The 22,745-nt window shown below is 74.7% G+C and carries 25 protein-coding genes; 20 read left to right on the forward strand and 5 right to left on the reverse strand.

Annotated features, from left to right (window positions below):
- Positions 1-74: 74 nt before the first annotated feature.
- From prfA to CHB98_RS02625, 16 genes are all read left to right on the forward strand, one after another.
- Positions 75-1,169, forward strand: coding sequence for a peptide chain release factor 1 (prfA, locus tag CHB98_RS02550; protein WP_089304005.1), 1,095 nt, complete (start codon positions 75-77; stop codon positions 1,167-1,169).
- 14 nt (positions 1,170-1,183) lie between these two features.
- A complete protein-coding gene (prmC, locus tag CHB98_RS02555; protein ID WP_281251825.1) occupies positions 1,184-2,026 on the forward strand; it encodes a peptide chain release factor N(5)-glutamine methyltransferase in 843 nt (280 codons plus the stop codon).
- A gap of 14 nt (positions 2,027-2,040) precedes the next feature.
- Positions 2,041-2,682, forward strand: a complete 642-nt coding sequence (locus CHB98_RS02560) for an L-threonylcarbamoyladenylate synthase (protein ID WP_245820873.1) — start codon at positions 2,041-2,043, stop codon at positions 2,680-2,682.
- Between the two features lie 257 nt (positions 2,683-2,939).
- Positions 2,940-4,178, forward strand: coding sequence for a glycosyltransferase family 4 protein (locus CHB98_RS02565; RefSeq protein ID WP_089304008.1), 1,239 nt, complete (start codon positions 2,940-2,942; stop codon positions 4,176-4,178).
- On the forward strand, positions 4,175-4,651 hold the full coding sequence (locus CHB98_RS02570; RefSeq protein ID WP_089304009.1) for a Cg1360 family ATP-synthase-associated protein: 477 nt from the start codon (positions 4,175-4,177) through the stop codon (positions 4,649-4,651). The genes CHB98_RS02565 and CHB98_RS02570 overlap by 4 nt, the downstream gene beginning before the upstream one ends.
- A 118-nt stretch (positions 4,652-4,769) precedes the next feature.
- A complete protein-coding gene (locus CHB98_RS02575) occupies positions 4,770-4,994 on the forward strand; it encodes an AtpZ/AtpI family protein (RefSeq protein ID WP_245820874.1) in 225 nt (74 codons plus the stop codon).
- Positions 4,991-5,818, forward strand: coding sequence for a F0F1 ATP synthase subunit A (atpB, locus tag CHB98_RS02580; protein ID WP_089304011.1), 828 nt, complete (start codon positions 4,991-4,993; stop codon positions 5,816-5,818). The genes CHB98_RS02575 and atpB overlap by 4 nt, the downstream gene beginning before the upstream one ends.
- Before the next feature lie 76 nt (positions 5,819-5,894).
- Complete coding sequence (gene atpE / locus CHB98_RS02585) at positions 5,895-6,122, forward strand: ATP synthase F0 subunit C (protein ID WP_089304012.1); 228 nt, start codon at positions 5,895-5,897, stop codon at positions 6,120-6,122.
- Between the two features lie 46 nt (positions 6,123-6,168).
- Entirely contained in the window at positions 6,169-6,756 is a 588-nt protein-coding gene (locus CHB98_RS02590; protein ID WP_089304013.1) for a F0F1 ATP synthase subunit B, read from the forward strand.
- On the forward strand, positions 6,756-7,628 hold the full coding sequence (locus CHB98_RS02595; protein ID WP_089304014.1) for a F0F1 ATP synthase subunit delta: 873 nt from the start codon (positions 6,756-6,758) through the stop codon (positions 7,626-7,628). The genes CHB98_RS02590 and CHB98_RS02595 overlap by 1 nt, the downstream gene beginning before the upstream one ends.
- Positions 7,629-7,677: 49 nt before the next feature.
- Positions 7,678-9,315: a F0F1 ATP synthase subunit alpha gene (gene atpA / locus CHB98_RS02600; RefSeq protein ID WP_089304015.1), complete on the forward strand. Its 1,638-nt coding sequence runs from the start codon at positions 7,678-7,680 to the stop codon at positions 9,313-9,315.
- Positions 9,316-9,317: 2 nt separating this feature from the next.
- Positions 9,318-10,289 carry a F0F1 ATP synthase subunit gamma gene (locus CHB98_RS02605; protein WP_089304016.1) on the forward strand — a complete coding sequence of 324 codons (972 nt, stop codon included), beginning with the start codon at positions 9,318-9,320 and terminating at the stop codon, positions 10,287-10,289.
- A 47-nt stretch (positions 10,290-10,336) separates the two neighbouring features.
- Positions 10,337-11,773, forward strand: coding sequence for a F0F1 ATP synthase subunit beta (atpD, locus tag CHB98_RS02610; protein ID WP_089304017.1), 1,437 nt, complete (start codon positions 10,337-10,339; stop codon positions 11,771-11,773).
- Positions 11,774-12,004: 231 nt separating this feature from the next.
- Positions 12,005-12,169, forward strand: coding sequence for a hypothetical protein (locus tag CHB98_RS21330; protein ID WP_179224090.1), 165 nt, complete (start codon positions 12,005-12,007; stop codon positions 12,167-12,169).
- Between the two features lie 182 nt (positions 12,170-12,351).
- Positions 12,352-12,741, forward strand: a complete 390-nt coding sequence (locus CHB98_RS02620) for a F0F1 ATP synthase subunit epsilon (RefSeq protein WP_089304019.1) — start codon at positions 12,352-12,354, stop codon at positions 12,739-12,741.
- Between the two features lie 42 nt (positions 12,742-12,783).
- Positions 12,784-13,185, forward strand: a complete 402-nt coding sequence (locus tag CHB98_RS02625) for a DUF2550 domain-containing protein (protein ID WP_245820875.1) — start codon at positions 12,784-12,786, stop codon at positions 13,183-13,185.
- 64 nt (positions 13,186-13,249) lie between these two features.
- Here the strand turns inward: CHB98_RS02625 and CHB98_RS02630 are convergent, their stop codons facing one another.
- A complete protein-coding gene (locus CHB98_RS02630) occupies positions 13,250-13,858 on the reverse strand; it encodes a cob(I)yrinic acid a,c-diamide adenosyltransferase (RefSeq protein ID WP_089304021.1) in 609 nt (202 codons plus the stop codon).
- Positions 13,859-13,997: 139 nt separating this feature from the next.
- On the opposite strand from CHB98_RS02630, the gene murA reads away from it, so the two are divergent.
- Positions 13,998-15,275 (forward strand): UDP-N-acetylglucosamine 1-carboxyvinyltransferase, encoded by a 1,278-nt coding sequence (gene murA, locus CHB98_RS02635; protein WP_089304022.1) that lies wholly within the window; start codon positions 13,998-14,000, stop codon positions 15,273-15,275.
- 13 nt (positions 15,276-15,288) lie between these two features.
- Here murA and CHB98_RS02640 read toward each other — a convergent pair whose 3' ends face one another.
- A complete protein-coding gene (locus tag CHB98_RS02640; RefSeq protein ID WP_089304221.1) occupies positions 15,289-15,603 on the reverse strand; it encodes a hypothetical protein in 315 nt (104 codons plus the stop codon).
- 95 nt (positions 15,604-15,698) lie between these two features.
- Here CHB98_RS02640 and CHB98_RS02645 point away from each other — a divergent pair, with 95 nt between their 5' ends.
- Entirely contained in the window at positions 15,699-17,723 is a 2,025-nt protein-coding gene (locus CHB98_RS02645) for a methylmalonyl-CoA mutase family protein (protein WP_089304023.1), read from the forward strand.
- On the opposite strand, the gene CHB98_RS02650 is transcribed toward CHB98_RS02645, so the two are convergent.
- Entirely contained in the window at positions 17,720-18,745 is a 1,026-nt protein-coding gene (locus tag CHB98_RS02650) for a Gfo/Idh/MocA family protein (protein WP_089304024.1), read from the reverse strand. The two genes, CHB98_RS02645 and CHB98_RS02650, sit on opposite strands and share 4 nt — an antisense overlap.
- 24 nt (positions 18,746-18,769) lie before the next feature.
- Entirely contained in the window at positions 18,770-19,498 is a 729-nt protein-coding gene (locus CHB98_RS02655; RefSeq protein WP_089304025.1) for a YqjF family protein, read from the reverse strand.
- Positions 19,499-19,578: 80 nt separating this feature from the next.
- Here CHB98_RS02655 and CHB98_RS02660 point away from each other — a divergent pair, with 80 nt between their 5' ends.
- On the forward strand, positions 19,579-20,352 hold the full coding sequence (locus CHB98_RS02660; RefSeq protein WP_089304026.1) for an enoyl-CoA hydratase-related protein: 774 nt from the start codon (positions 19,579-19,581) through the stop codon (positions 20,350-20,352).
- Between the two features lie 182 nt (positions 20,353-20,534).
- Complete coding sequence (locus CHB98_RS02665) at positions 20,535-21,869, forward strand: dicarboxylate/amino acid:cation symporter (protein WP_089304027.1); 1,335 nt, start codon at positions 20,535-20,537, stop codon at positions 21,867-21,869.
- Between the two features lie 15 nt (positions 21,870-21,884).
- On the opposite strand, the gene CHB98_RS02670 is transcribed toward CHB98_RS02665, so the two are convergent.
- Entirely contained in the window at positions 21,885-22,745 is an 861-nt protein-coding gene (locus CHB98_RS02670) for a hypothetical protein (protein ID WP_089304028.1), read from the reverse strand.

Here is a 22,745-nt window from a genome sequence, read left to right on the forward strand (position 1 = left end):
ACGGCGCCCGCCCCACCTCGCGTGGGACGGGCGCCGTCGTCGTGTCCGCCCCCTCCCGAGATGAGCACCCCCGCATGAGCAGCTCTCCCGTCGCCGCACCCGACCGGCTGAGCGGGCTGCTGGCCGAGCACGCCGCCCTGGAGACCGAGCTGGCCGACCCGGCCGTGCACGCCGACACCGCCCGGGCCCGCCGGCTGGGCCGCCGCTACGCCCAGCTGGCGCCGCTGGTGGAGACCAAGCGGGCGCTGGACGCCGTCCGCGACGACCTCGCCGCCGCCCGCGAGCTGGCCGCCGACGACGCCTCCTTCGCCGCCGAGGCCGCCGAGCTCGAGCAGCGGGTGCCCCAGCTGGAGGAGCGGCTGCGCTCCCTGCTGGTGCCGCAGGACCCCGACGACGACAAGGACGTCATCCTGGAGATCAAGGCGGGGGAGGGCGGCGCGGAGTCGGCGCTGTTCGCCGGCGACCTGCTGCGCATGTACCTGCGCTACGCCGAGCGGCGCGGCTGGGCCACCGAGGTGCTCGACGCCGTGCCCGCCGAGCTCGGCGGGTACAAGGACGTCGCCATCGCGGTGAAGTCCCGTGGGGCGGGCGGGGGAGCACCCGAGGGCATCTGGGCGCGGCTGAAGTTCGAGGGCGGCGTGCACCGGGTGCAGCGGGTGCCGGTCACCGAGTCGCAGGGCCGCATCCACACCTCCGCCGTCGGCGTCCTCGTGCTGCCCGAGGCCGAGGACGTCGACGTCACCGTGGACCCGAACGACCTGCGCATCGACGTCTTCCGCTCCTCCGGCCCCGGCGGGCAGAGCGTCAACACCACCGACTCCGCCGTGCGGATCACCCACCTGCCGACCGGCATCGTGGTCAGCTCGCAGAACGAGAAGAGCCAGCTGCAGAACCGGGAGTCCGCGCTGCGGGTGCTGCGCTCCCGGCTGCTGGCCGCCGCCCGCGAGGAGGCCGCGGCCACCGCCAGCGACCAGCGGCGCAGCCAGGTGCGCACCGTCGACCGCAGCGAGCGGGTGCGCACGTACAACTTCCCGGAGAGCCGGATCTCCGACCACCGGGTCGGCTTCAAGGCGCACAACCTCGACGCCGTGCTGGACGGCGAGCTCGACCCGGTCATCGACGCGCTCACCCGCGCGCACACCGCCGAGCTGCTGGCGGCCGGCTCCTGAACACCCGGCACCTCCTGGCCGACGCCGCGCGCCGGCTCGCCGCCGCCGGGGTCGACTCCCCGCGGGTGGACGCCGACCTGCTGCTGGCCCACGTGCTCGGGACCACCCGCAGCGGCCTGCTGACCCTCGGCGAGGTGCCCGACGAGGCGGCCGCGCGGTTCGCCGACCTCGTCGGCCAGCGTGCCGACCGGGTGCCGCTGCAGCACCTGACCGGTCGCGCCCCGTTCCGACACCTGGAGCTGGCCGTGGGCCCCGGCGTCTTCGTGCCCCGGCCGGAGACCGAGCAGCTGGTCGAGTGGGCGCTGGCCCGGCTGGCCACGATCGCCGCCCCGGTGGTCGTCGACCTGGGCAGCGGGTCGGGGGCGATCGCGCTGTCGATCGCCCACGAGCACCCCGGTGCGCGGGTCACCGCGGTGGAGCGCGACCCGGTCGCGGTGGAGTGGACGCGGGCCAACGCCGCCGCGCGCGCCGCGGCGGGGGACACCCCGGTCGAGGTGTGCACCGGCGACATGACCGACCCCGGCCTGCTGCGCGACCTCGACGGCGGCGTGGACCTCGTCGTCTCCAACCCGCCCTACGTGCCCGACGGCGCCGCGGTGCCGCGGGAGGTCGCCGACCACGACCCCCCGCTGGCGCTGTGGGGCGGGCCGGACGGCCTCGACGTCGTCCGCGGGCTGCTGCGCACCGGCGCCCGGCTGCTGCGCCCCGGCGGGGCACTGGGCATCGAGCACGCGGACGCGCAGGGCGGTGCCCTGCCCGCGCTGGTGCGCGCCTCCGGCGGGTGGGCCGACGTCGCGGACCACCCCGACCTGGCCGGCCGCCCCCGGTACACGACCGCCTCCCGGACCGGGGGATGACACACTCGCCCCCCGTGGCCGACCTCTACGACTGCTCCGACCCCGACGCACGCGCCGCCGGGCTGGACGCCGCCGCGGCGGCCATCGGGGAGGGCGAGCTGGTGCTCATGCCCACCGACACCGTCTACGGCGTCGCCGCCGACGCCTTCACCCCGCCGGCGGTCGCCGCGCTGCTGGCCGCGAAGAACCGCGGCCGCACCATGCCGGTGCCGGTCCTCATCGGCGAGGCGTCCACCCTGGTGGGCCTGGTCACCGTCGTCCCGCCGGTCGCGACCCGGCTGGCCGAGGCGTTCTGGCCCGGTGGGCTGACCCTCGTGGTCGAGCACGCGGCGTCGCTGGCCTGGGACCTCGGCGACGCCGAGGGGACGGTCGCCGTCCGGCTGCCCGACGACGCCGTGGCCCGCGACCTGCTGCGGCGCACCGGCCCGCTGGCGGTCTCCAGCGCCAACCGCTCCGGCCGCCCGGCCGCCACCACCGCCGGGGAGGCGGTCGCCCAGCTCGGCAGCCGCGCCGCCGTCGTCCTGGACGACGGCCCCCGCACCGGCTCCGCGGCGAGCACCATCGTCGACTGCACGGTGCCGGCCCCGCGGGTGCTGCGCGTCGGTGCGATCCCGGTCGACCGGCTGCGCGAGGTCGTCCCCGAGCTCGTCGACTGAGGAAGGACCCCGTCCTCCTCACCGCTCGCACGCTCGCGGCGAGCCGCTGGACGGGGCCGCCGTCGCACCCGCCGAGGACCCTCCGGGCCCGTCGACGGGCACGACACCGCGGCAGGTGTCGCCCCGAGCGGTCGCCGGTTGGCGGTGGGCCGGTGCCCGGGGCGATACCGTGGGACTCCAGTCCGTCGTCGATCCCCGGGAGATCCGCCGCGATGAGCACGCTCTCCCGGGGCCCCGTCCCCGGCGCCGCCTGACCCATGCGCGAGTACGTCGTCGTCCTGCTCACGGCGGGGCTGGTCACCTTCCTGGCCACCCCGGTGGTGCGGGTCGCGGCGGTCCGGCTGCGCATGATGGCCGCGCCCCGCGAGCGCGACGTGCACGTCATCCCCACACCGCGCGGGGGCGGGGTGGCGATGTACCTGGGGGTCGCCGCGGCGATCCTGGTCGCCACCCGGCTGCCCGCGCTGCAGCGGACGTTCGACGACTCCCAGACCGCCGCCGTCCTGGTCGCCGGGGGGCTGATCTGCGCCCTCGGGGTGCTCGACGACAAGTTCGGCCTCGACGCGCTCACCAAGCTCACCGGCCAGATCGCCGCGGCCGGCGTCATGGTGCTGCTCGGCGTCCAGCTGGCCTTCGTCTTCCTGCCGGTCGCCGACATCGGGACGCTCTCCCTCGGCCCGGACATCGGCGTCCCGCTCACGCTCCTGCTCACCGTCGCCACGGTCAACGCGCTCAACTTCATCGACGGCCTCGACGGCCTGGCCGCCGGCGTCTCCGCGATCGCCGCGCTGGCCTTCTTCGCCTACAGCTACAACCTGGGCATCGAGGGCTACGACGACATCGCCAGCGCCCCGACGCTGATCACCGCGGTGCTGGCCGGCGCCTGCCTGGGCTTCCTGCCGCACAACTTCAGCCCGGCCCGCATCTTCATGGGCGACTCCGGCTCGATGCTCGTCGGCCTCATGCTGTCGGCGGCCGCGGTCTCCGCGACCGGGCAGGCCGACCCGCAGACGTTCGACTCCGCGGCCACCCTGCTCCCGCTGGCCCTGCCGCTGCTGGTGCCGATCGCGGTGCTGTCCATCCCGTTCATCGACCTGGTCATGGCCGTCGTCCGCCGCAGCCTGCGCGGGCGCTCGCCGTTCTCACCGGACAAGATGCACCTGCACCACCGGCTGCTGGCGATCGGCCACTCGCACCGGCGCGCGGTGCTGGTCATGTACTTCTGGGCGGCCCTGCTCTCCTTCGGCGCGGTCGGCCTGTCCATCACCGGCGGGCGGGCCGAGCTGCTGGCCTCCATCGCGGTGCTGCTCGTGCTCGGCGTCGTCGTCGTGCTCAGCCCGCGCACCCGGCGGGCCGCCCGCGAGGCGCGCGCCGCCGAGCTGGCCGCGCAGCGGCGGCGCAGCCGGGCCGACCACCCCACCGCGCGCGCGGTCCGCGCCACCGCCGGCCGGCCCGGTGACCCGGCCGCCAAGCCGTCCCCCCAGGGAGTCCGATGACCGCCGCCGGCACCGACCGCCAGGCCCCGTGGGACCTGTCCTTCCTCCGCGTGGGGACGGCGGTGACCGCGGGCCTGACCGCCGTCGCCGCGCCGGTCGCCGGCCTGCTCGCCGGGTCCGGCGCGGCGGTGGGGGTGCTGCTGGGCGCCGCCGTCGTCGCGTCCTTCTTCGTCCTGTCCGGCCTGGTCATCGCCTGGGCGGGGCGGCACGGCGACGCCTACACGCTCCCGGCGGCGCTCGGCTCGTTCGTCGTGAAGATCCTGCTGCTGGCCGCGGTGCTGCAGGCCCTGCCGGCCGACGGCTGGGTCGACCGGCGTGCGCTGGCCTGGACGGTGGTCGCCGGCGCCCTGGTGTGGAGCGTGGTCCAGCAGCGGTGGGTGTGGACCCGCCGGCTGTACTACGTCCCCCCGCCGGACCCACCCCCGCCCGCGGGGCCGCCCCTGCCGCCGGGAGGCGGCCCGACACGCGGCTGATAGTGTCCCGCCGATGGCCGAGGACAGCTCCTCCACCGGGGGTCCTCGACCCCGACCTGCACAGTCTGCCGTCCGTCAGCCCAGCGGGGCCGACATCGGCTGGGGCATCACCGGGACCATGCTCTCGGGGATCGTCGTGTGGGGCGGGGTCGGGATGGCGCTCGACCGCTGGTGGGGCACCCAGTTCGTCGCCCTGATCGGCGTGCTCCTCGGCCTGACGGTGGCCATCTACCTGGTGGTCGTCAAGTACGGCGCCCTGCCCCCGGCCGAGGGGCCGGGGCGCACCGGCTCCACCCGGGGCGGGCGGAGTGGCCCGACCAGGACGCAGAAGGGACAACGGTGACCTCCAGCGCCCACGCGCTCACCGACGTGCTCGCCGTCGAGAGCGACCCGGGCGGCGGCTTCGTCGCCCCGACCATCGCGGAGTTCTACCCGCCGGCGATCTTCGAGTTCTCCGTCCTGGGCATCGACTTCTCGATCACCCGGATCATCCTGATCTTCTGGCTCGCCACCGCCGCGATGCTCGTGTTCCTGCTGCTGACCGCCCGGAACGCCTCGATCGTGCCGAGCAAGCTGCAGTACATCGGGGAGAGCGGCTACTCGCTGATCCGCGACGGGATGGCCCGCGACGTCATCGGCCCCAAGGGCCTGCCGTTCGCGCCGTTCCTCGCCTCGCTGTTCTTCTTCATCCTGTTCAACAACTTCATGAGCATCTTCCCGTTCGCGCAGATCTCGCCGAACTCGAAGTTCGCGATCCCGCTGGTCCTCGCGGTGATCGTCTGGGTGCTCTACAACTACATCGGCATCAAGGAGCAGGGCGCGGCGCGCTACTTCAAGGACGCCGCCATCCCGCCCGGCGTCCCGGCCGCCGCGCTGATCCTGGTGACTCCGATCGAGCTGCTGCAGGTCTTCGTGATCCGGCCGTTCACCCTCGCCGTGCGGCTCTTCGCCAACATGTTCGCCGGCCACATGCTCCTGGTGGTGTTCTCGCTCGGTGCCGTCTACCTGTTCAGCGTGGGCAACTTCTCGGTGGTCTTCGCGCCGCTGTCGTTCCTGATGGCGCTGATCATGACCTTCTTCGAGCTGCTGGTCATCTTCCTGCAGGCCTACGTCTTCACCGTGCTCACCGCGACCTACCTCAACGGCGCGGTCGAGCCGGCCCACTGACCGCACCACCCCGCACCACCCCCCGCCAGCCGCCCGGGACGACCCCGGGCGACCGACACAGGAGGAAACCCAAGCAATGGACGCTTTGGCAGAGCTGACCGGCAGCATCGGTTCGGTCGGCTACGGCCTGGCCGCGATCGGCCCGGGCATCGGTGTCGGCATCGTGTGGGCCGCCTACATCCAGGCGACCGCCCGGCAGCCCGAGTCCGCCGGCCTGACCCGGACCTACGCGTTCCTCGGCGCCGCACTCTCCGAGGCGCTGGCGCTCATCGGCCTGGTCGTGCCCTTCATCTTCGGTCAGTGACCTGGTCCCCGGGTCGGACCCCATCTGACGTAGGGACGTGCAGAGCATGAACACCTTGGCTGCGGAGTCGGCCAACCCGCTGCTCCCCCCGGTGGGGGAGATCATCATCGGGACGATCACCTTCGCCATCGCGTTCTTCGTGCTGGCGAGGTTCGTCTGGCCGCGCTTCGAGCAGGTCTTCCGGGCCCGCCGCGAGGCGATCGAGGGCGGCATCGAGCGGGCCGAGGCCATGCAGGCCGAGGCCAAGGCGGCGCTCGAGCGCTACCAGGCGCAGCTGGCCGAGGCCCGGACCGAGGCGGCACAGATCCGCGACCAGGCCCGGGCGGAGGGCCAGCAGATCCTCGAGGAGCTGCGGGCCCAGGCCCAGCAGGAGTCCGCCCGGATCGTCGCCCGGGGCGAGGAGCAGCTGGCCGCCAACCGCCAGCAGGTGGTCAACGAGCTGCGCGGGCAGATCGGCGCGCTGGCCGTCGACCTCGCCGGCCGGGTCGTCGGCGAGTCCCTGGAGGACTCCGCCCGCCGCAGCGGCACCGTCGACCGGTTCCTCGACCAGCTCGACGGCATGTCCGCCGGGGCCTCCCCGAACGGCCGCGGCGGGGCCACCGGCAGCTCGGTGTACGTCCAGGGCGACCGCTGATGGACGCCTCCAGCCGCGGGGCGCTGACCGCGGTCCGAGAGCGTCTGGCCGAGCTCACCCGGCCGGCGTCCGGCCTGCTGGAGAAGGCACGCGACCGCATCACCGGCCAGGACCGCGCCGCCACCAGTGACGAGATGCTCGCCCTGGCCGACGAGCTGTTCGCCGTCGCCCGGCTGCTCGACGGCCAGGTCGCCCTGCGCCGGGCGCTGTCCGACCCGTCGGGCTCCCCGTCCGACCGGGCCGGCGTGGCCCGGCGGCTGCTCTCCGGCCGGGTCTCCGACGTCACGCTGGACCTGGTCGAGACCGCGGCCCGGCAGCGCTGGTCGCGGCCGCTGGACCTGGTGGAGGCGACCGAGGCCCTGGCCACGGACGCCGCCCTGGAGGCCGCCGAGGCCCGCGGCGAGCTCGACGGCGTCGAGGACGAGCTGTTCCGGTTCGGACGTATCGTCGGCGGCGATGCCCAGCTGTCCCGGATCCTCAGCGACCGCACGGCCCCGGCCGAGGGCAAGGCGGCGCTGCTCGAGCAGCTGCTGGCCGGCCGGGTCAGCCCGGTCACCGCGCTGCTGCTGCGCGGCCACCTCAGCGGGCGGGCGGTCGGCAACGCCGAGAACGTCGTCGAGCGGCTCTCCGAGGCGGCCTCCCGCCGCCGCGGCCAGTCGGTGGCCCGCGTGACCAGCGCCGTCGAGCTGACCACGGAGCAGGAGCGCCGGCTGGCCGAGCTGCTGACCCGCCTGTACTCCCGGCCGATCGGCCTGCAGGTGACCGTCGACCCCGCCGTCCTCGGCGGCCTGGTCATCCGCGTCGGCGACGAGGTCATCGACGGCAGCGTCGCGCACCGCCTCGAGGTCGCCGGCCGACGACTCGTCGGCTGACCGGCGACCCACCCAGACACCACCCGAGCAGGGAAGAGGACACCACGCCATGGCCGAGCTGACGATCTCCGCGGACGAGATCCGCAGTGCCATCCAGAACTACGTCACCGAGTTCTCGCCGGACGTCTCGCGCGAGGAGGTCGGGATCGTCACCGAGGCCGGCGACGGCATCGCCCGCGTCGAGGGCCTGCCCTCGGTCATGACCAACGAGCTGCTCGAGTTCGAGAGCGGCGTCCGCGGCCTGGCGCTGAACCTCGACGTGCGCGAGGTCGGCGTCGTCGTCCTCGGCGACTACGCCGGGATCGAGGAGGGCCAGCAGGTCCGCCGCACCGGGGAGGTCCTCTCCGTCCCGGTCGGCGACGGCTACCTCGGCCGCGTGGTCGACCCGTTGGGCAACCCGATCGACGGGGCCGGCCCGGTCACCACCACCGGCCGCCGCGCCCTGGAGCTGCAGGCGCCCACCGTGGTCCAGCGGCAGTCGGTGCACGAGCCGATGCAGACCGGCATCAAGGCCATCGACGCCATGACCCCGATCGGCCGCGGCCAGCGCCAGCTGGTCATCGGCGACCGGCAGACCGGCAAGACCGCGATCGTCACCGACACGATCATCAACCAGAAGGCCGCCTGGGCCACCGGCGACCCGGCCCAGCAGGTCCGCTGCATCTACGTCGCCGTCGGTCAGAAGGGCTCCACGATCGCCGCCATCCGCGCCTCGCTGGAGGAGGCCGGCGCGATGGAGTACACGACCATCGTCGCCGCCCCCGCCTCGGAGGCCGCGGGCTTCAAGTACATCGCCCCCTACACCGGCTCGGCCATCGGCCAGCACTGGATGTACGAGGGCAAGCACGTGCTGATCGTGTTCGACGACCTGTCCAAGCAGGCCGAGGCCTACCGCGCGGTCTCCCTGCTGCTGCGCCGCCCGCCGGGCCGCGAGGCCTACCCCGGCGACGTCTTCTACCTCCACTCCCGGCTGCTGGAGCGCTGCGCGAAGCTCTCCGACGACCTGGGCGCCGGCTCGATGACCGGTCTGCCGCTGGTGGAGACCAAGGGCAACGACGTGTCGGCCTACATCCCGACCAACGTCATCTCGATCACCGACGGGCAGATCTTCCTCGAGACGGGTCTGTTCAACTCCGGTGTCCGCCCGGCGATCAACGTCGGCATCTCGGTCTCCCGCGTGGGTGGCTCCGCACAGATCAAGGCGATGAAGTCCGTCGCCGGCCGGCTGCGCCTGGACCTCGCCCAGTACCGCGAACTGGAGGCCTTCGCCTCGTTCTCCTCCGACCTGGACGCCTCCAGCCGGGCCACCCTCGAGCGGGGCCAGCGGCTGGTCGAGCTGCTCAAGCAGGGCCAGTACGAGCCCTACCCGGTGGAGCGCGAGGTCGTCTCCCTGTGGCTGGGCACCACCGGCAAGCTGGACCGGGTGCCGGTGTCCGAGGTGCGCCGCTTCGAGCGGGAGTTCCTGGACTTCGTCGCCCGCAACCACGGCGGCGTCTTCGACGGGATCCGGCAGAGCCGGACGCTCGGGGACGACGCCGTGCAGGGCCTGGAGTCCGCCGTCGAGCAGTTCTACGGCCAGTTCCAGACCTCCGACGGCGCGACGCTGCGGGTGCACGAGGAGGAGGCCGAGGCGATGGACGCGTCCGAGCGCGGCCAGGAGCGCGTCCAGGTCAAGCGGAGCGCCTGACCGTGGCCAGCAACCTCCGCGCGCTGCGCCGCCGCATCCGCTCCACCAAGTCGACGAAGAAGATCTTCTCGGCGCAGGAGCTGATCGCCGGTGCCCGCATCGTGCGTGCCCAGGCCCGGGTGGAGGCGTCCAAGCCCTACGCCCGGGAGATCACCCGGGTGCTGTCGGCCCTGGCGGGGTCGGCGTCGCTGGACCACCCGCTGCTCACCGAGCGGCAGGGTGCCCGGCGGGCGGCGGTGCTGGTGATCACCTCCGACCGTGGCTTCGCCGGCTCCTACAACGTCAACGTGCTGCGCCGCACGGAGGAGCTGCTGTCCCTGCTGCGCCAGGAGGGCAAGGAGCCGGTCCTCTACGTCGTCGGCCGCAAGGGCGAGACCTACTACTCCTTCCGCAACCGCCCGGTGGCCGAGACCTTCACCGGGTTCTCCGAGCAGCCCGGCTACGCCGACGCCCAGCGCGTCGGCGAGCAGCTCATCGCCGCCTTCACCGCCGGTGAGGACGACGACGAGGGCGGCGCCGGTGCCGACGGGGTCCTCGGGGTGGACGAGCTGCACATCGTCTACACCGAGTTCCGGTCGCTGCTCGCGCAGATCCCGGTCGCCAAGCGGATGGCCCCGCTGGAGGTCGAGGAGGTCGAGGAGTTCGACTACGAGCGCGAGGACCGGGCCGCCGGGCGCACCGGCGACTCCGGCGTCCCGACGTCCTACGAGTTCGAGCCCTCGCCGGACGCGCTGCTCGACGCCCTGCTGCCCAAGTACGTGACGACGCGCATCTTCGCCGCGATGCTGGAGTCGGCGGCGTCGGAGTCGGCGTCCCGGCGGCGGGCCATGAAGTCGGCCTCGGACAACGCCGAGGAGCTGGCGAAGAACCTGTCCCGGCAGGCGAACCAGGCCCGCCAGGCGGAGATCACCCAGGAGATCAGCGAGATCGTCGGTGGCGCGGACGCCCTGGTGTCCGCCGGCGCCGACGACTGACCCGACCCACCCCAGACAGACAGTCCCAGGGCAGGAGAGCACCACACATGACCGTCACCGAGGACCGTCCGACCACCCAGACGAGCGGCCGCGTCGTCCGGGTCACCGGACCGGTCGTCGACGTCGAGTTCCCGCGCGACGCGATGCCCGACCTGTACAACGCCCTGGAGGTGGAGGTCACCCTCGCCGACCTGGGCAAGACGCTGACCCTCGAGGTCGCCCAGCACCTGGGCGACAACGTGGTCCGCACCATCTCCATGCAGCCGACCGACGGCCTCGTCCGCGGGGCGGACGTCCGGGACACCGGGTCGGCGATCTCCGTACCGGTCGGGGACGTGACCACCGGCCACGTGTGGAACGCGCTGGGCCAGTGCCTGGACACCCCCGGCTACGGCCTGGACGCACCGCGCTGGACGATCCACCGGCACGCGCCGCGCTTCGACCAGCTCGAGGGCCGCACCGAGATGCTGGAGACCGGCATCAAGGTCATCGACCTGCTGACCCCGTACGTGGCCGGCGGGAAGATCGGCCTGTTCGGCGGCGCCGGCGTGGGCAAGACGGTGCTCATCCAGGAGATGATCCGCCGCGTCGCCCAGGAGTTCGGTGGTGTGTCGGTGTTCGCCGGGGTCGGCGAGCGCACCCGCGAGGGCAACGACCTGATCACCGAGATGACCGAGTCCGGGGTCATCGAGTCCACGGCGCTGGTGTTCGGCCAGATGGACGAGCCGCCGGGCACCCGGCTGCGGGTCGCGCTGTCGGCGCTGACGATGGCGGAGTACTTCCGCGACGAGCAGAACCAGGACGTGCTGCTCTTCATCGACAACATCTTCCGGTTCACCCAGGCCGGGTCCGAGGTGTCCACGCTGCTGGGCCGGATGCCCTCCGCGGTGGGCTACCAGCCCACCCTCGCCGACGAGATGGGCGAGCTGCAGGAGCGCATCACCTCCACCCGCGGCCACTCGATCACCTCGCTGCAGGCGATCTACGTGCCCGCCGACGACATCACCGACCCGGCGCCGCACACCACGTTCGCCCACCTCGACGCGACGACCGTGCTCAGCCGGCCGATCTCGGAGAAGGGCATCTACCCGGCCGTGGACCCGCTGGACTCCACCAGCCGGATCCTCGACCCGCAGTACGTGGGCCAGGAGCACTATGCGATCGCCCAGACGGTGAAGCAGGTGCTGCAGCGCTACCAGGAGCTGCAGGACATCATCGCCATCCTCGGCATCGACGAGCTCTCCGAGGAGGACAAGGTCACGGTCAACCGGGCCCGCCGCGTGGAGCGCTTCCTGTCCCAGAACATGTTCGTCGCGGAGGCCTTCACCGGTCAGCCGGGGTCGTTCGTGCCGGTGGCCGAGACCCTGCAGGCGTTCAAGGCGATCACCGACGGCGAGTACGACAGCACGCCGGAGCAGGCCTTCTTCATGTGCGGTGGCCTCGAGGACCTCGAGCGCAACGCCGACAAGCTGAAGAAGAACTGAGCGGGGCCCCCTGACCGGGGGACCCCCCGTAGCACCTTCGGACGGCCGGTTCCCCCCGAGGGGGGAGCCGGCCGTTCCCGTGTGTCCGGCCGGTGGTGTGGGGTAGCCCCCGCCGGGCAGCGCGCACCCCGGTGCGCGCTGCTCCAGGGCCCGCCCCGCCGTGCCGATGACGGTCGGGGCGCCCGGGTGGTGCGGACGACGATCGGGAGAGCGCACGTGGACGGCACGACGGTGAGCAGGACGGACGGCACCGACTGGAGCTGGCCGCCGTCGGCCCCCGTGCCCCACGTGGGCGGCCGGCCGTTCCACACCGACTCGTGGGCGCCCGCCTCCACGGTCCGTCGCCCCTGGGTGCGGGTGGGCCGCTGGACCCTGCTGTACCGCCGCTGCGCCTGAAGAAGGACCCCGTCCCACCCACCCTCCGCAGGCTCAGGGCGGTGCCCTGGACGGGGCCGTGCCCCACCCCGCAGCCTCGCGTCGGGGCCCCCGGCTGCGCCGCTAGAGTGGGCCGACCCGTCGCCGTGTCCCTCCCGGGCGTGGCGATCCGTACCGCCGGTCCGTGGACCCGAGGGAGTGTCGTGGCGACCCTGCATGTCGAGTTGGTGGCCGTCGAGCGGATGATCTGGTCCGGCGAGGCCAGCATGGTCGTGGCGCGCACCACCGAGGGCGAACTCGGCGTCCTCCCCGGCCACGCCCCGCTGCTCGGCCAGCTCGCCGAGGGGGGAATCGTGACCGTGCGCACCGTCGAGGGCGAGGACATGGTCGTCGCGGCCCACGGCGGCTTCCTGTCGGTCACCGACCGGGGCGTGTCCATCCTGGCCGAGACCGCCGAGATCTCCGGCGAGATCGACGTCGAGCGCGCGCGCGAGGCGCTGCGCCGGGCCGAGTCCGCCGGCGACGACCCCGAGGCCGTGGCCGCGGCGAGGCGGGCCCAGTCGCGGCTGCGTGCCGCCGGTCAGGACGCCTGAGCCCCAGCGCCCCCTCCCGACGACCCGCGGCAGCCCCGGATGATGGCCGAACTACTCGTCCTGGTCGCCGTCGTGGGTGTCGTCGCGCTGGTCGTCGCCTTCCTGCTCCGCCGCCGCTTCCTGCTCTCCGGCCTCGGTGCGGTCACCATGTGGCTGCGGCCGACCGGCGCACCGCGCTGGTCGGTGGGGGTGGCCTGGTACGGCGGTGACGCCCTGCTCTGGTACCGGGCGGTGTCCCTGTCGGTCCGCCCGCAGCAGCGGCTGTGCCGCTCGGAGTTCCAGATCCAGGGACGGCGCCGCGCCGGGGCCGCCGACGTCTCCCTGCCCGCCGACGTCGTCGTGCTCGCCTGCCGGACCGCCGCCGGGCCCCGCGAGCTGGCGATGGACACCTCGACGGTGACCGGCTTCCTGTCCTGGGTGGAGTCCGCCCCGCCTGTCCGCTGAGGGAGGACCCCCTGCCCCCCACCGCTCGCACGCTCGCGGCGGGTCCCTGCAGGGGGCCGTTCCATCACGTTTCTCTACGGCCCGCGCGCTGGGCGTGCGCGCCGCTGTGCGCGCCGGGCTCCCACAGCACGTCCCCGCCCGGGTTGGCGACGCGGGAGAGGATGAACAGCAGGTCCGACAGCCGGTTGAGGTAGCGCGCGGTCTCGCCGTTGGTGCGCTCGCCGTCGACGTCCAGCAGCGCCCACACGCTGCGCTCGGCCCGGCGGACGACGACCCGCGCCTGGTGCAGCAGCGCGGCCAGCGGCGTGCCGCCGGGCAGGATGAAGCTGGTCAGCGACGGCAGCGCCTCGTTGTGCCGGTCGCAGGCCGCCTCCAGCCGCTCGGTGTAGGCGGCGGTCACCCGCAGCGGCGGGTACTCGGGGTCGGGCGCGATCGGCGTGGACAGGTCCGCGCCGACGTCGAACAGGTCGTTCTGCACGCTGCGCAGCAGCCCGGTGAGCTCCGCGGGCGGCGACCCGAGGGCCAGCGCCACGCCGATCACGCTGTTGGCCTCGTCCACGTCGGCGTAGGCCACCAGGCGCGGGTCGGTCTTGGTCACCCGGCTCATGTCCCCGAGGTGGGTCTGGCCGGCGTCGCCGGTCTTCGTGTAGATGCGGGTCAGCCGGACGGTCATGCGAGCGAGCCTAGAAGAAGGACCCTCCTGCCCCCCACTCCTCGCCGACGCTCGGAGCGGGTCCCGACAGGAGGGCCGTTCCGGCAGGTCACCGAGCTCGCGGGCGGGACCCTGCAGCGGGGCCCCGTAGGGTGGCCCGGTGGAGTGCTTCGAGGTCACCGGCGGCACGGCCCTGACCGGCCGGGTGCGGGTCACCGGCGCCAAGAACAGCGCCCTCAAGCTCATGGCGGCCGCGCTGCTGGCCGCCGGGCGGACCACCATCGACGAGGTCCCCGACATCCTCGACGTGGCGATCATGAGCGAGGTGCTGCGGCGGCTGGGCTGCGAGGTGAGCTACGAGCGGCACCCGCAGGGCGGCGGCGGACGGCTGGTCGTGGACGTCCCCGACCAGCCCTCCACGGAGACCGACTACGACCTGGTCCGCCGGATGCGCGCCTCGATCAGCGTGCTCGGCCCGCTGGTCGCCCGGTGCGGGTCGGCCAAGGTGGCCCTGCCCGGCGGTGACGCGATCGGCTCCCGCGGCCTGGACATGCACATCTCCGGCCTGGAGCGGCTCGGCGCCACCATCCACAGCGAGCACGGCTTCCTGGTCGCCTCCGCGCCGCGGCTGACGGGCACCACCATCTGGCTGGACTTCCCGTCGGTGGGGGCCACGGAGAACCTGGTCATGGCCGCGGTGCTGGCCGAGGGCACCACCGTCATCGACAACGCCGCCCGCGAGCCGGAGATCGCCGACATCTGCGCGATGCTCACCGCGATGGGCGCGCAGATCGAGGGCGCCGGCACGTCGACGATCACCGTCGACGGGGTGCCGTCGCTCAAGCCGGTCACCTACACCACCGTCCCCGACCGGATCGTCGCCGGCACCTGGGCCATCGGGGCGGTGATGACCCGCGGGGACGTCGTCATCGAGCGCGCGGTCGCCGACCACCTCACCGTGGCGCTGGCCAAGCTCACCGACGCCGGGGCGCACGTGGAGCCGCTGCCCGACGGGCTGCGGGTGGCGATGGAGGGCCGCCCGCGCTGCGTGGACGTCGTCACGCTGCCCTACCCGGGCTTCCCGACCGACCTGCAGCCGATGGCGGTCGCGCTCGCGGCGGTGTCGACGGGGACGGCCCTGATCACCGAGAACGTGTTCGAGGGCCGCTTCATGTTCGCCAACGAGCTGGTCCGGCTCGGCGCCTCGGTGCGCATCGACGGGCACCACGCCGTCGTCCGCGGCCGGGAGCGGCTGTCCAGCGCGCCGGTGCTGGCCACCGACATCCGCGCCGGTGCCGGCCTGGTGCTGGCCGGGCTGGTCTCCGACGGCGTCACCGAGGTGCAGGACGTGCACCACGTCGACCGGGGCTACCCCGACTTCGTCACCCAGCTGCGCGGCCTGGGAGTGCAGATCGAGCGGGTCCAGCGCCCCTCCTGAAGGAGGGCCCTCGCTAGGTGGAGGGGAAGCCGGCGGCCAGGGCGCGGGCGCGGGGAGCGTCCTCGGGGAAGACCAGCACCTCGGCACGGTGCGGCCCCGGGAAGCGGACCGTGGAGCGGATGCCGGCGTCGGAGAGCACCGCGCGCAGCGCCAGGGCGGAGTCCCGGCCGGTCATCGTGGCCACCCGGGTGAGCAGGCCGTCGTCGGCCGGCGGGCGGCGGCGCGGGTCGCTGCGGAAGGCCCAGCGCAGGAACAGCGCGAGCCCGGCGATCACCGTGAAGGCGATCACCGGACCTGCCAGGTAGTGCGTGCCGGCCACGGGTGACATCACGGGCCTCCTCTCCCGCCAGCGAGTGTGCCATCGGTGCGGGCACCGGCCGTGCGCTCCCTACTGGCCGGTAACACCGCCTACACTCCGCGGCCATGCCGTTCCCGTCGACGCCGGGGGAGCGCGACCGCCCCTGGGTCATGCGCACCTACGCCGGCCACTCCTCCCCGGCCGAGTCCAACGCGCTGTACCGGCGCAACCTCGCCAAGGGGCAGACCGGCCTGTCGGTGGCCTTCGACCTGCCGACGCAGACCGGGTACGACCCCGACCACGAGCTGTCGGCCGGCGAGGTGGGCAAGGTCGGCGTGCCGGTCGCCCACCTCGGCGACGTGCGGGCGCTGTTCGACGGCATCCCGCTGGACGGCATGAACACGTCGATGACGATCAACGCCACCGCGATGTGGCTGCTCGGCCTCTACCAGGTGGTCGCGGAGGAGAACGGGCACGACGTCAGCGCCCTGGCGGGCACGACGCAGAACGACATCATCAAGGAGTACCTGTCGCGGGGCACCCACGCGTTCCCGCCGGGGCCGAGCATGCGGCTGGTCACCGACATGGTCGCCTACACGGTGACGGCCATGCCGCGGTGGAACCCGATCAACATCTGCAGCTACCACCTGCAGGAGGCCGGGGCCACGCCGGTGCAAGAGATCGCCTACGCGATGAGCACCGCGGTCGCCGTCCTGGACTCGGTGCGCGACTCCGGCCAGGTGCCGGCCGAGCGCTTCGGGGACGTCGTCGCCCGCATGTCCTTCTTCGTCAACGCGGGTGTCCGCTTCGTCGAGGAGATGTGCAAGGTGCGCGCCTTCACCCAGCTCTGGGACGAGCTGGCGCGCGACCGCTACGGCGTGCAGGACCCGCGCGACCGCCGGTTCCGCTACGGCGTGCAGGTCAACTCCCTGGGCCTGACCGAGGCGCAGCCGGAGAACAACGTCCAGCGGATCGTGCTGGAGATGCTCGCCGTCACCCTCTCCCGGGACGCCCGCGCCCGCGCGGTCCAGCTGCCGGCGTGGAACGAGGCGCTCGGCCTGCCCCGGCCGTGGGACCAGCAGTGGTCGCTGCGGCTGCAGCAGGTGCTGGCCCACGAGACCGACCTGCTGGAGTACGACGACCTGTTCACCGGCTCGGTCGTCGTGGAGCGCAAGGTCGCCGAGCTGGTCGAGGGCGCCCGCGCGGAGATGGCGCGGGTCGAGGAGCTCGGCGGGGCGGTCGCCGCCGTCGAGTCCGGCTACATGAAGGGCCGGCTGGTGGCCTCGCTGGCCGAGCGCCGCCGCCGGATCGAGAGCGGCGAGGACGTCGTCGTCGGGGTGAACCGGTTCGAGGCCACCGAGCCCAACCCGCTGCTGGCCGACCTCGACGGCGCCATCCAGGTGGTCGACCCCGCGGTCGAGGCGGCCGCCTGCGCGTCGGTGCAGGAGTGGCGCGCCCGCCGCGAGCCGGAGCCGGTGCGCCGCGCGCTGGACCGGCTGCGCGCGGCGGCCGGCACCGACGAGAACCTGATGGTCGCCACCCTGGAGTGCGTCCGCGCCGGGGTGACGACGGGGGAGTGGGCCGGCGTGCTGCGCGAGGTGTTCGGCGAGTACCGGGCGCCGACCGGGGTCGCCGCCGCCGCGGGGGGCGGGGTGGCCGACGCCGCGCTGGCCGGCGTCCGGGAGCGGGTGCGCGCGACGGGCGCCGAGCTCGGCGGGCGGCTGCGGCTGCTGGTCGGCAAGCCCGGCCTCGACGGGCACTCCAACGGCGCCGAGCAGATCGCCGTCCGCGCGCGGGACGCCGGCTTCGAGGTCGTCTACCAGGGCATCCGGCTGACCCCGGCGCAGATCGTCCGTGCCGCCGTCGAGGAGGACGTGCACGTCGTCGGCCTGTCGGTGCTGTCCGGCTCGCACCTGCAGGTGGTGCCGGCGGTGCTGCGCGGGCTGCGCGCGGCCGGCCTGGACGACGTCCCGGTGGTGGTCGGCGGGATCGTGCCCGACAGCGACGCCCGGCGGCTGCGCGAGCAGGGCGTGGCCCGGGTGTTCACCCCCAAGGACGTCGGGCTCACCGGCATCATGGGCCAGATCGTCGACGTCGTCCGCGAGGCCCACGGTCTGGACGACCTGGTGCCCGCCGTCCGCTCGGGCTAGAGCCGGACGACGGCGCCCTGGGTGGCGCTGCGGCGGGCGGCGTCGAGCACGGTGGCGGTGGCGACGGCGTCCCGCGGGTCGACCGGCACCGGGCCCTGCCCGCGGACGGCGGCGGCGAAGGCGGGGTAGAAGGTGTCCCAGCGGCCGCGCTCGGTCGGCACCACGACGCCCTCGTCGCCGCGGCGCAGCCGGCCCCAGCGCTGCTCCGGCTCGGCGCCCCAGCGCTCGCCCAGCGTGGCCGGCGTGTGCCCGGCCAGCAGCGCGGCCTCCTGCCCGTCCATCGGCCCGCCGACGACGTAGGCGCCCTCGGTGCCGGCCACCCGGAAGCGGTCCCCGGGCGCGCCCTGGCTCCAGCTGCCCCACAGGTGCGCGCGGGCGCCGGCGGCGTGGGTGAGCGCGACGAAGACGTCGTCGTCCAGGCCGGACCCGCCCGGCCGCCACTCGGCGTAGACGGCGCTCACCGGGCCGAGCAGCACCAGCGCCTGGTCGACCAGGTGGCTGCCGAAGTCCAGCAGCGTGCCGCCGCCCGCGGCCGGCGGGCCGGGGTCGGGCGCGAACCGCTCGAAGCGCGACTCGAACCGGGTCACCGTGCCCAGCCGGCCCGCGTCGACCAGGGCGCGGGCGGTGCGGAAGTCGGAGTCCCAGCGGCGGTTCTGGTACGGCGCCAGCGGCAGGCCGCGCTCGGCGGCCAGGGCCACCGACCCGCGCGCGGACGCCGCGTCGAGCGCGAACGGCTTGTCGCAGACCACGGCCAGGCCCAGGTGCAGCGCCCGGTCGGTCAGCGCGGTGTGCGTGCCGGCCGGGGTGGAGATCGCCACCGCCTCGGCGCCGGCGTCGGCCAGCTCCTCCAGCGAGCCGAAGGCGCGCAGGCCCGGGTGCTCGGCGGCGACCTGCGCCCGCCGGTCGGCCGACGTCGTCACCACGCCGAGCAGGTCCACCTCGGGCGCGGCGGCCAGCAGCGGCGCGTGGAACCACCGCCCGCCGAAGCCGTAGCCGACCAGTCCGAAGCGCACGGGGTCCATCCCGCGATCCTGCCGTGCCGCGGGTCAGCGCAGGCGGGGGCCGAACCGCACGTCCACGCCGGGGGAGAAGAGCACGCTGTCCGGCGCGCCGCCCACCGAGGGCAGCCCGCCCGCGGCCAGCAGGTCGTCCTCGCAGCCGACCAGCTCGGCGGCGTGCAGCGGCCAGGCCGGGTGCTCGTTGGGCCAGTAGGCCAGCCGGCCGCCGGCGGTCTGGTGCAGCCCCCAGCGGCCGGTGAGGAAGCCGGCCAGCGGGCCGGGGTCGGCCAGCCGCGGCCCCACCCGGACGGCGACCCGCCCGCCGGCACCGCGCGGCCCGGGCCAGCGACGCCGGCAGGTGTAGGTGACCACGTCGCCGTCGCGGTGCACGCGCATCCGGGCCCAGCAGTACGGCAGCCCGGCCACCCAGCGGGCGGCGAGCACCGGCAGCAGCCGGTCGGCGTCCAGCGACCGGAACACCACCCCCCGGCGGCCCTGCCCGTCGACGGAGTACAGCCGGACGTTGGTCTCCGCGAAGGAGCCCGCCCACGGCACGCCCGGCGCGCCGAGCAGGCCGATCCGGCGCATCCGGAACGGGATCAGCCCGACGTGGGTGGCGCCGTCGAGCACGTCGGGCCGGGTGCCCGCCGGCAGCAGCGGGGCGACCAGCGCCGGGTCCACCGCCCAGTGCAGGAAGGTGACGTCGCGCCAGCCCTGGGTGAACACGGTGCGCCCGGCCGGCCGGGGGGCGGTGTCGGTGACCTGCTCGGGTTCCACGCCCCCGAGCGTCCCAGCCCGTCGCCCCGGGCCGCCCTGCCTCCATTGCCCCACCCGCCCCGCCGTGGTGGGGTCGGCGCATGACTGCACAGGGCGCGCCCCGGGTCGAGCGGGACGGCGACGTCGTCACCCTCACGATGTGCCGGCCGGCCCGGCGCAACGCGCTGTCCCGGGAGCACGTGCAGCAGCTGCTGGCCGCGGTGCGGGCGGTGGGCGAGAGCGACGCCGCCGGGCTGGTGGTGGCCGCGGAGGGGCCGGTGTTCAGCGCCGGGCACGACTTCGCCGACGTGGCCGGCCGGCCGCTCGCCGAGGTGCGCGACCTGCTGCAGCTGTGCACCGAGCTGATGCAGACGCTGCACGACGTCCCGCAGGTGGTGGTCGCCCGGGTGCACGCCCTGGCCACCGCCGCCGGCTGCCAGCTGGTCGCCTCCTGCGACCTGGCCGTGGCGGCCGAGTCGGCCGCCTTCGCCGCCCCGGGCGGCAAGGGCGGCTGGTTCTGCCACACGCCGATGGTGGCCATCGCCCGCGACATCGGCCGCAAGCGGGCCATGGAGCTGGCGCTCACCGGTGACGTCATCGACGCGGCCACCGCGCTGGACTGGGGCCTGGTCAACCGGGTGGTGCCCGACGACGCGCTGGACGACGCCGTCGCCGACCTCGTGGACCGGGCCACCCGCGGCTCGCGGGCCAGCAAGGCGTGGGGCAAGCAGACGATGTACGCCCAGCTCGGCCGGCCCGAGCGGGACGCCTACACCACCGCGGTCGAGGTGATGGCCGCCGCCAGCCAGCTGCCCGGCGCCGTCGAGGGCATGTCGGCGTTCCTGGAGAAGCGCCGCGCCGTCTGGACCGACTGAGGAAGACAGTGAGACCGCGCACAGGGGGATGGGACGGCGCGCGGGGCGCCTTGTGCCCTGACGTGCGCGACAGGTGGGACCTCACCCGGCGGCGTGCGCTCGACTTCGGACGGATGACGGCCGACTCCTGAGCGCCCGCGCGCTCCGCCGTCCCCGTCCCTCCGTCCCGGGAGAAGTCCCCCGTGCTCGCTCGTCTCCGCCGCGTCCCGTTCGCGGCGCAGGTCCTCCTCGCCCTCGTGCTGGGCGTCGCCCTCGGCCTCGTCGCCCGCGACATCGGTCCCGTCGCCGACGGCACGCCGAACTGGCTGACCAGCACCCTGCAGACCGTCGGCAGCACCTTCGTCACGCTGCTGCGGGTCCTCGTCCCGCCGCTGGTGGTCACCGCGGTCATCGTCAGCATCGCCAACCTCCGGCAGGTCTCCAACGCCGCCCGGCTGGCCGGCCAGACCCTGCTGTGGTTCGCGATCACCGCGCTCATCGCCGTCTCCCTCGGCATCGGCCTGGGGCTGCTCACCCAGCCGGGTCGCAACAGCTCCGTCGACGCCGCCGCCCAGGCCCAGCCTGCGACCACCGGCTCCTGGTGGGACTTCCTCACCGGCCTGGTGCCGGCCAACGTGCTCGGCCTGCAGACAGGCGACGACGGCAGCCTGTCGTTCAACGTGCTGCAGCTGATCGTGCTGTCGGTCGCCGTCGGCGTCGCCGCCCTCAAGGTGGGCGAGCCGGCCGAGCCGTTCCTGGCGCTGGTCCGCTCGGCCCTGGCGGTCGTGCAGAAGCTGCTGTGGTGGGTGATCCTGCTCGCCCCCGTCGGCACCGTCGGTCTGATCGGCAACGCGGTGGCCAGCTACGGCTGGGAGTCCCTCGGCTCGCTCGGCGTCTTCGCCGGCTCCGTGTACGCCGGCCTGGCCCTCGTGCTCTTCGTCGTCTACCCGGTGCTCCTGCGGCTGCACGGCCTCTCGCCGCTGCGCTGGTTCGCCGGCGCCTGGCCGGCCATCCAGCTGGCCTTCGTGTCCCGCTCCTCCATCGGCACGCTGCCGGTGACCGAGCGGGTGACCGAGCAGAACCTCGGTGTCCCGCGGTCCTACGCGTCCTTCGCCGTCCCGCTGGGCGCGACCACGAAGATGGACGGCTGCGCGGCCATCTACCCGGCGCTGGCGGCCATCTTCGTCGCGCAGTTCTTCGGCGTGGACCTGTCGCTCACCGACTACCTGCTCATCGCGCTGGTCTCCGTGGTGGGCTCGGCGGCCACCGCCGGCGTCACCGGCGCGGTGGTCATGCTGACGCTGACCCTGTCCACGCTCGGGCTGCCGCTCGCCGGCGTCGGCCTGCTGCTGGCGATCGACCCGATCCTGGACATGGGCCGCACCGCGGTGAACGTCGCCGGGCAGGCGCTGGTCCCGACCATCGTCGCCAAGCGCGAGGGCATCCTGGACCTGGAGCGGTTCCGGTCGACCTCGACGGCCGACCCGGTCGCCCGGGTCGAGGTGGACGACGACCTGCGCCGGCCCGTCCAGGTGTAGGACCCCGCGGGCGCCTCAACCCCCGCCCAGGTCGGCGCAGCCGGTCTCGTGCGGCAGCAGGGGGCGCAGCGTGAGGGCCCACCGGCCGCCGTCGCCGGCGACCCACGGCGTCAGCGTCGTGGCCCCGGCGGCGGCGGCCAGCACGGCCTCGGCCTCCGCGCCGCGGGCGGTCACGCAGGACAGGGCCGGCCCGCCGGGCAGCGGCTCGCCGGGCAGCGCCGGCCCGGGCCAGGGCAGGTCGGGCTGCACCAGCTCCGGCTCGGCCGGCGGGGTCCACGGCCCGACGACGGCGGCCACGGCATCGGGCGCGTAGGGCTCCGGGCCGGTCGCCCCCAGCGCCTCCGGCGCGGCCAGCTCGCCCAGCAGGCCGAGCAGCTCCCCGCGGGCCGCCCGCTGCTCGGGGGTCAGCCCGGCGTCGTCGGGCAGCTCGAACAGCGCGGCGACCTCGCGGACCGACGTCCCCTGGTCGGTGACCAGGGTGAACCGCGTCGCCGGGACGTCGGCCAGCGGCGGGGTGCCGAGGTCGCCGTCGTCGGTCACCCCGGCCGCCACCGCGCGGTCGACCGCCTCCTGCAGGCCCTCGGCGTCCAGCCGCCACTGCTGCAGGGAGGGCAGGGCCGGCGGCGGGTGGATCTCGATCTGCGCACCGGGGGCCACGACCCGGCCGTCCCCGTAGACGGCGACCAGCGGCACCCGGGCGGCCAGGGCCTCCGGGGTGGTGAAGCCCCCGACGTGCTCGACGGCCAGCACCAGCCGCCCCGGCCCGTCGGCGACCGGGGCTGGCCGGGCGGCCGCCCCGCCGTCCCCACCAGCGCCGCCGCCCGCGGCGCAGCCGGCCAGCAGCACGACGAGGGCCAGGAGCGGGGCGCGGCGCAC

It is taken from the genome of Geodermatophilus pulveris, from assembly GCF_900188375.1.
In the GTDB taxonomy this organism is placed as follows: Bacteria; Actinomycetota; Actinomycetes; order Mycobacteriales; family Geodermatophilaceae; genus Geodermatophilus; species Geodermatophilus pulveris.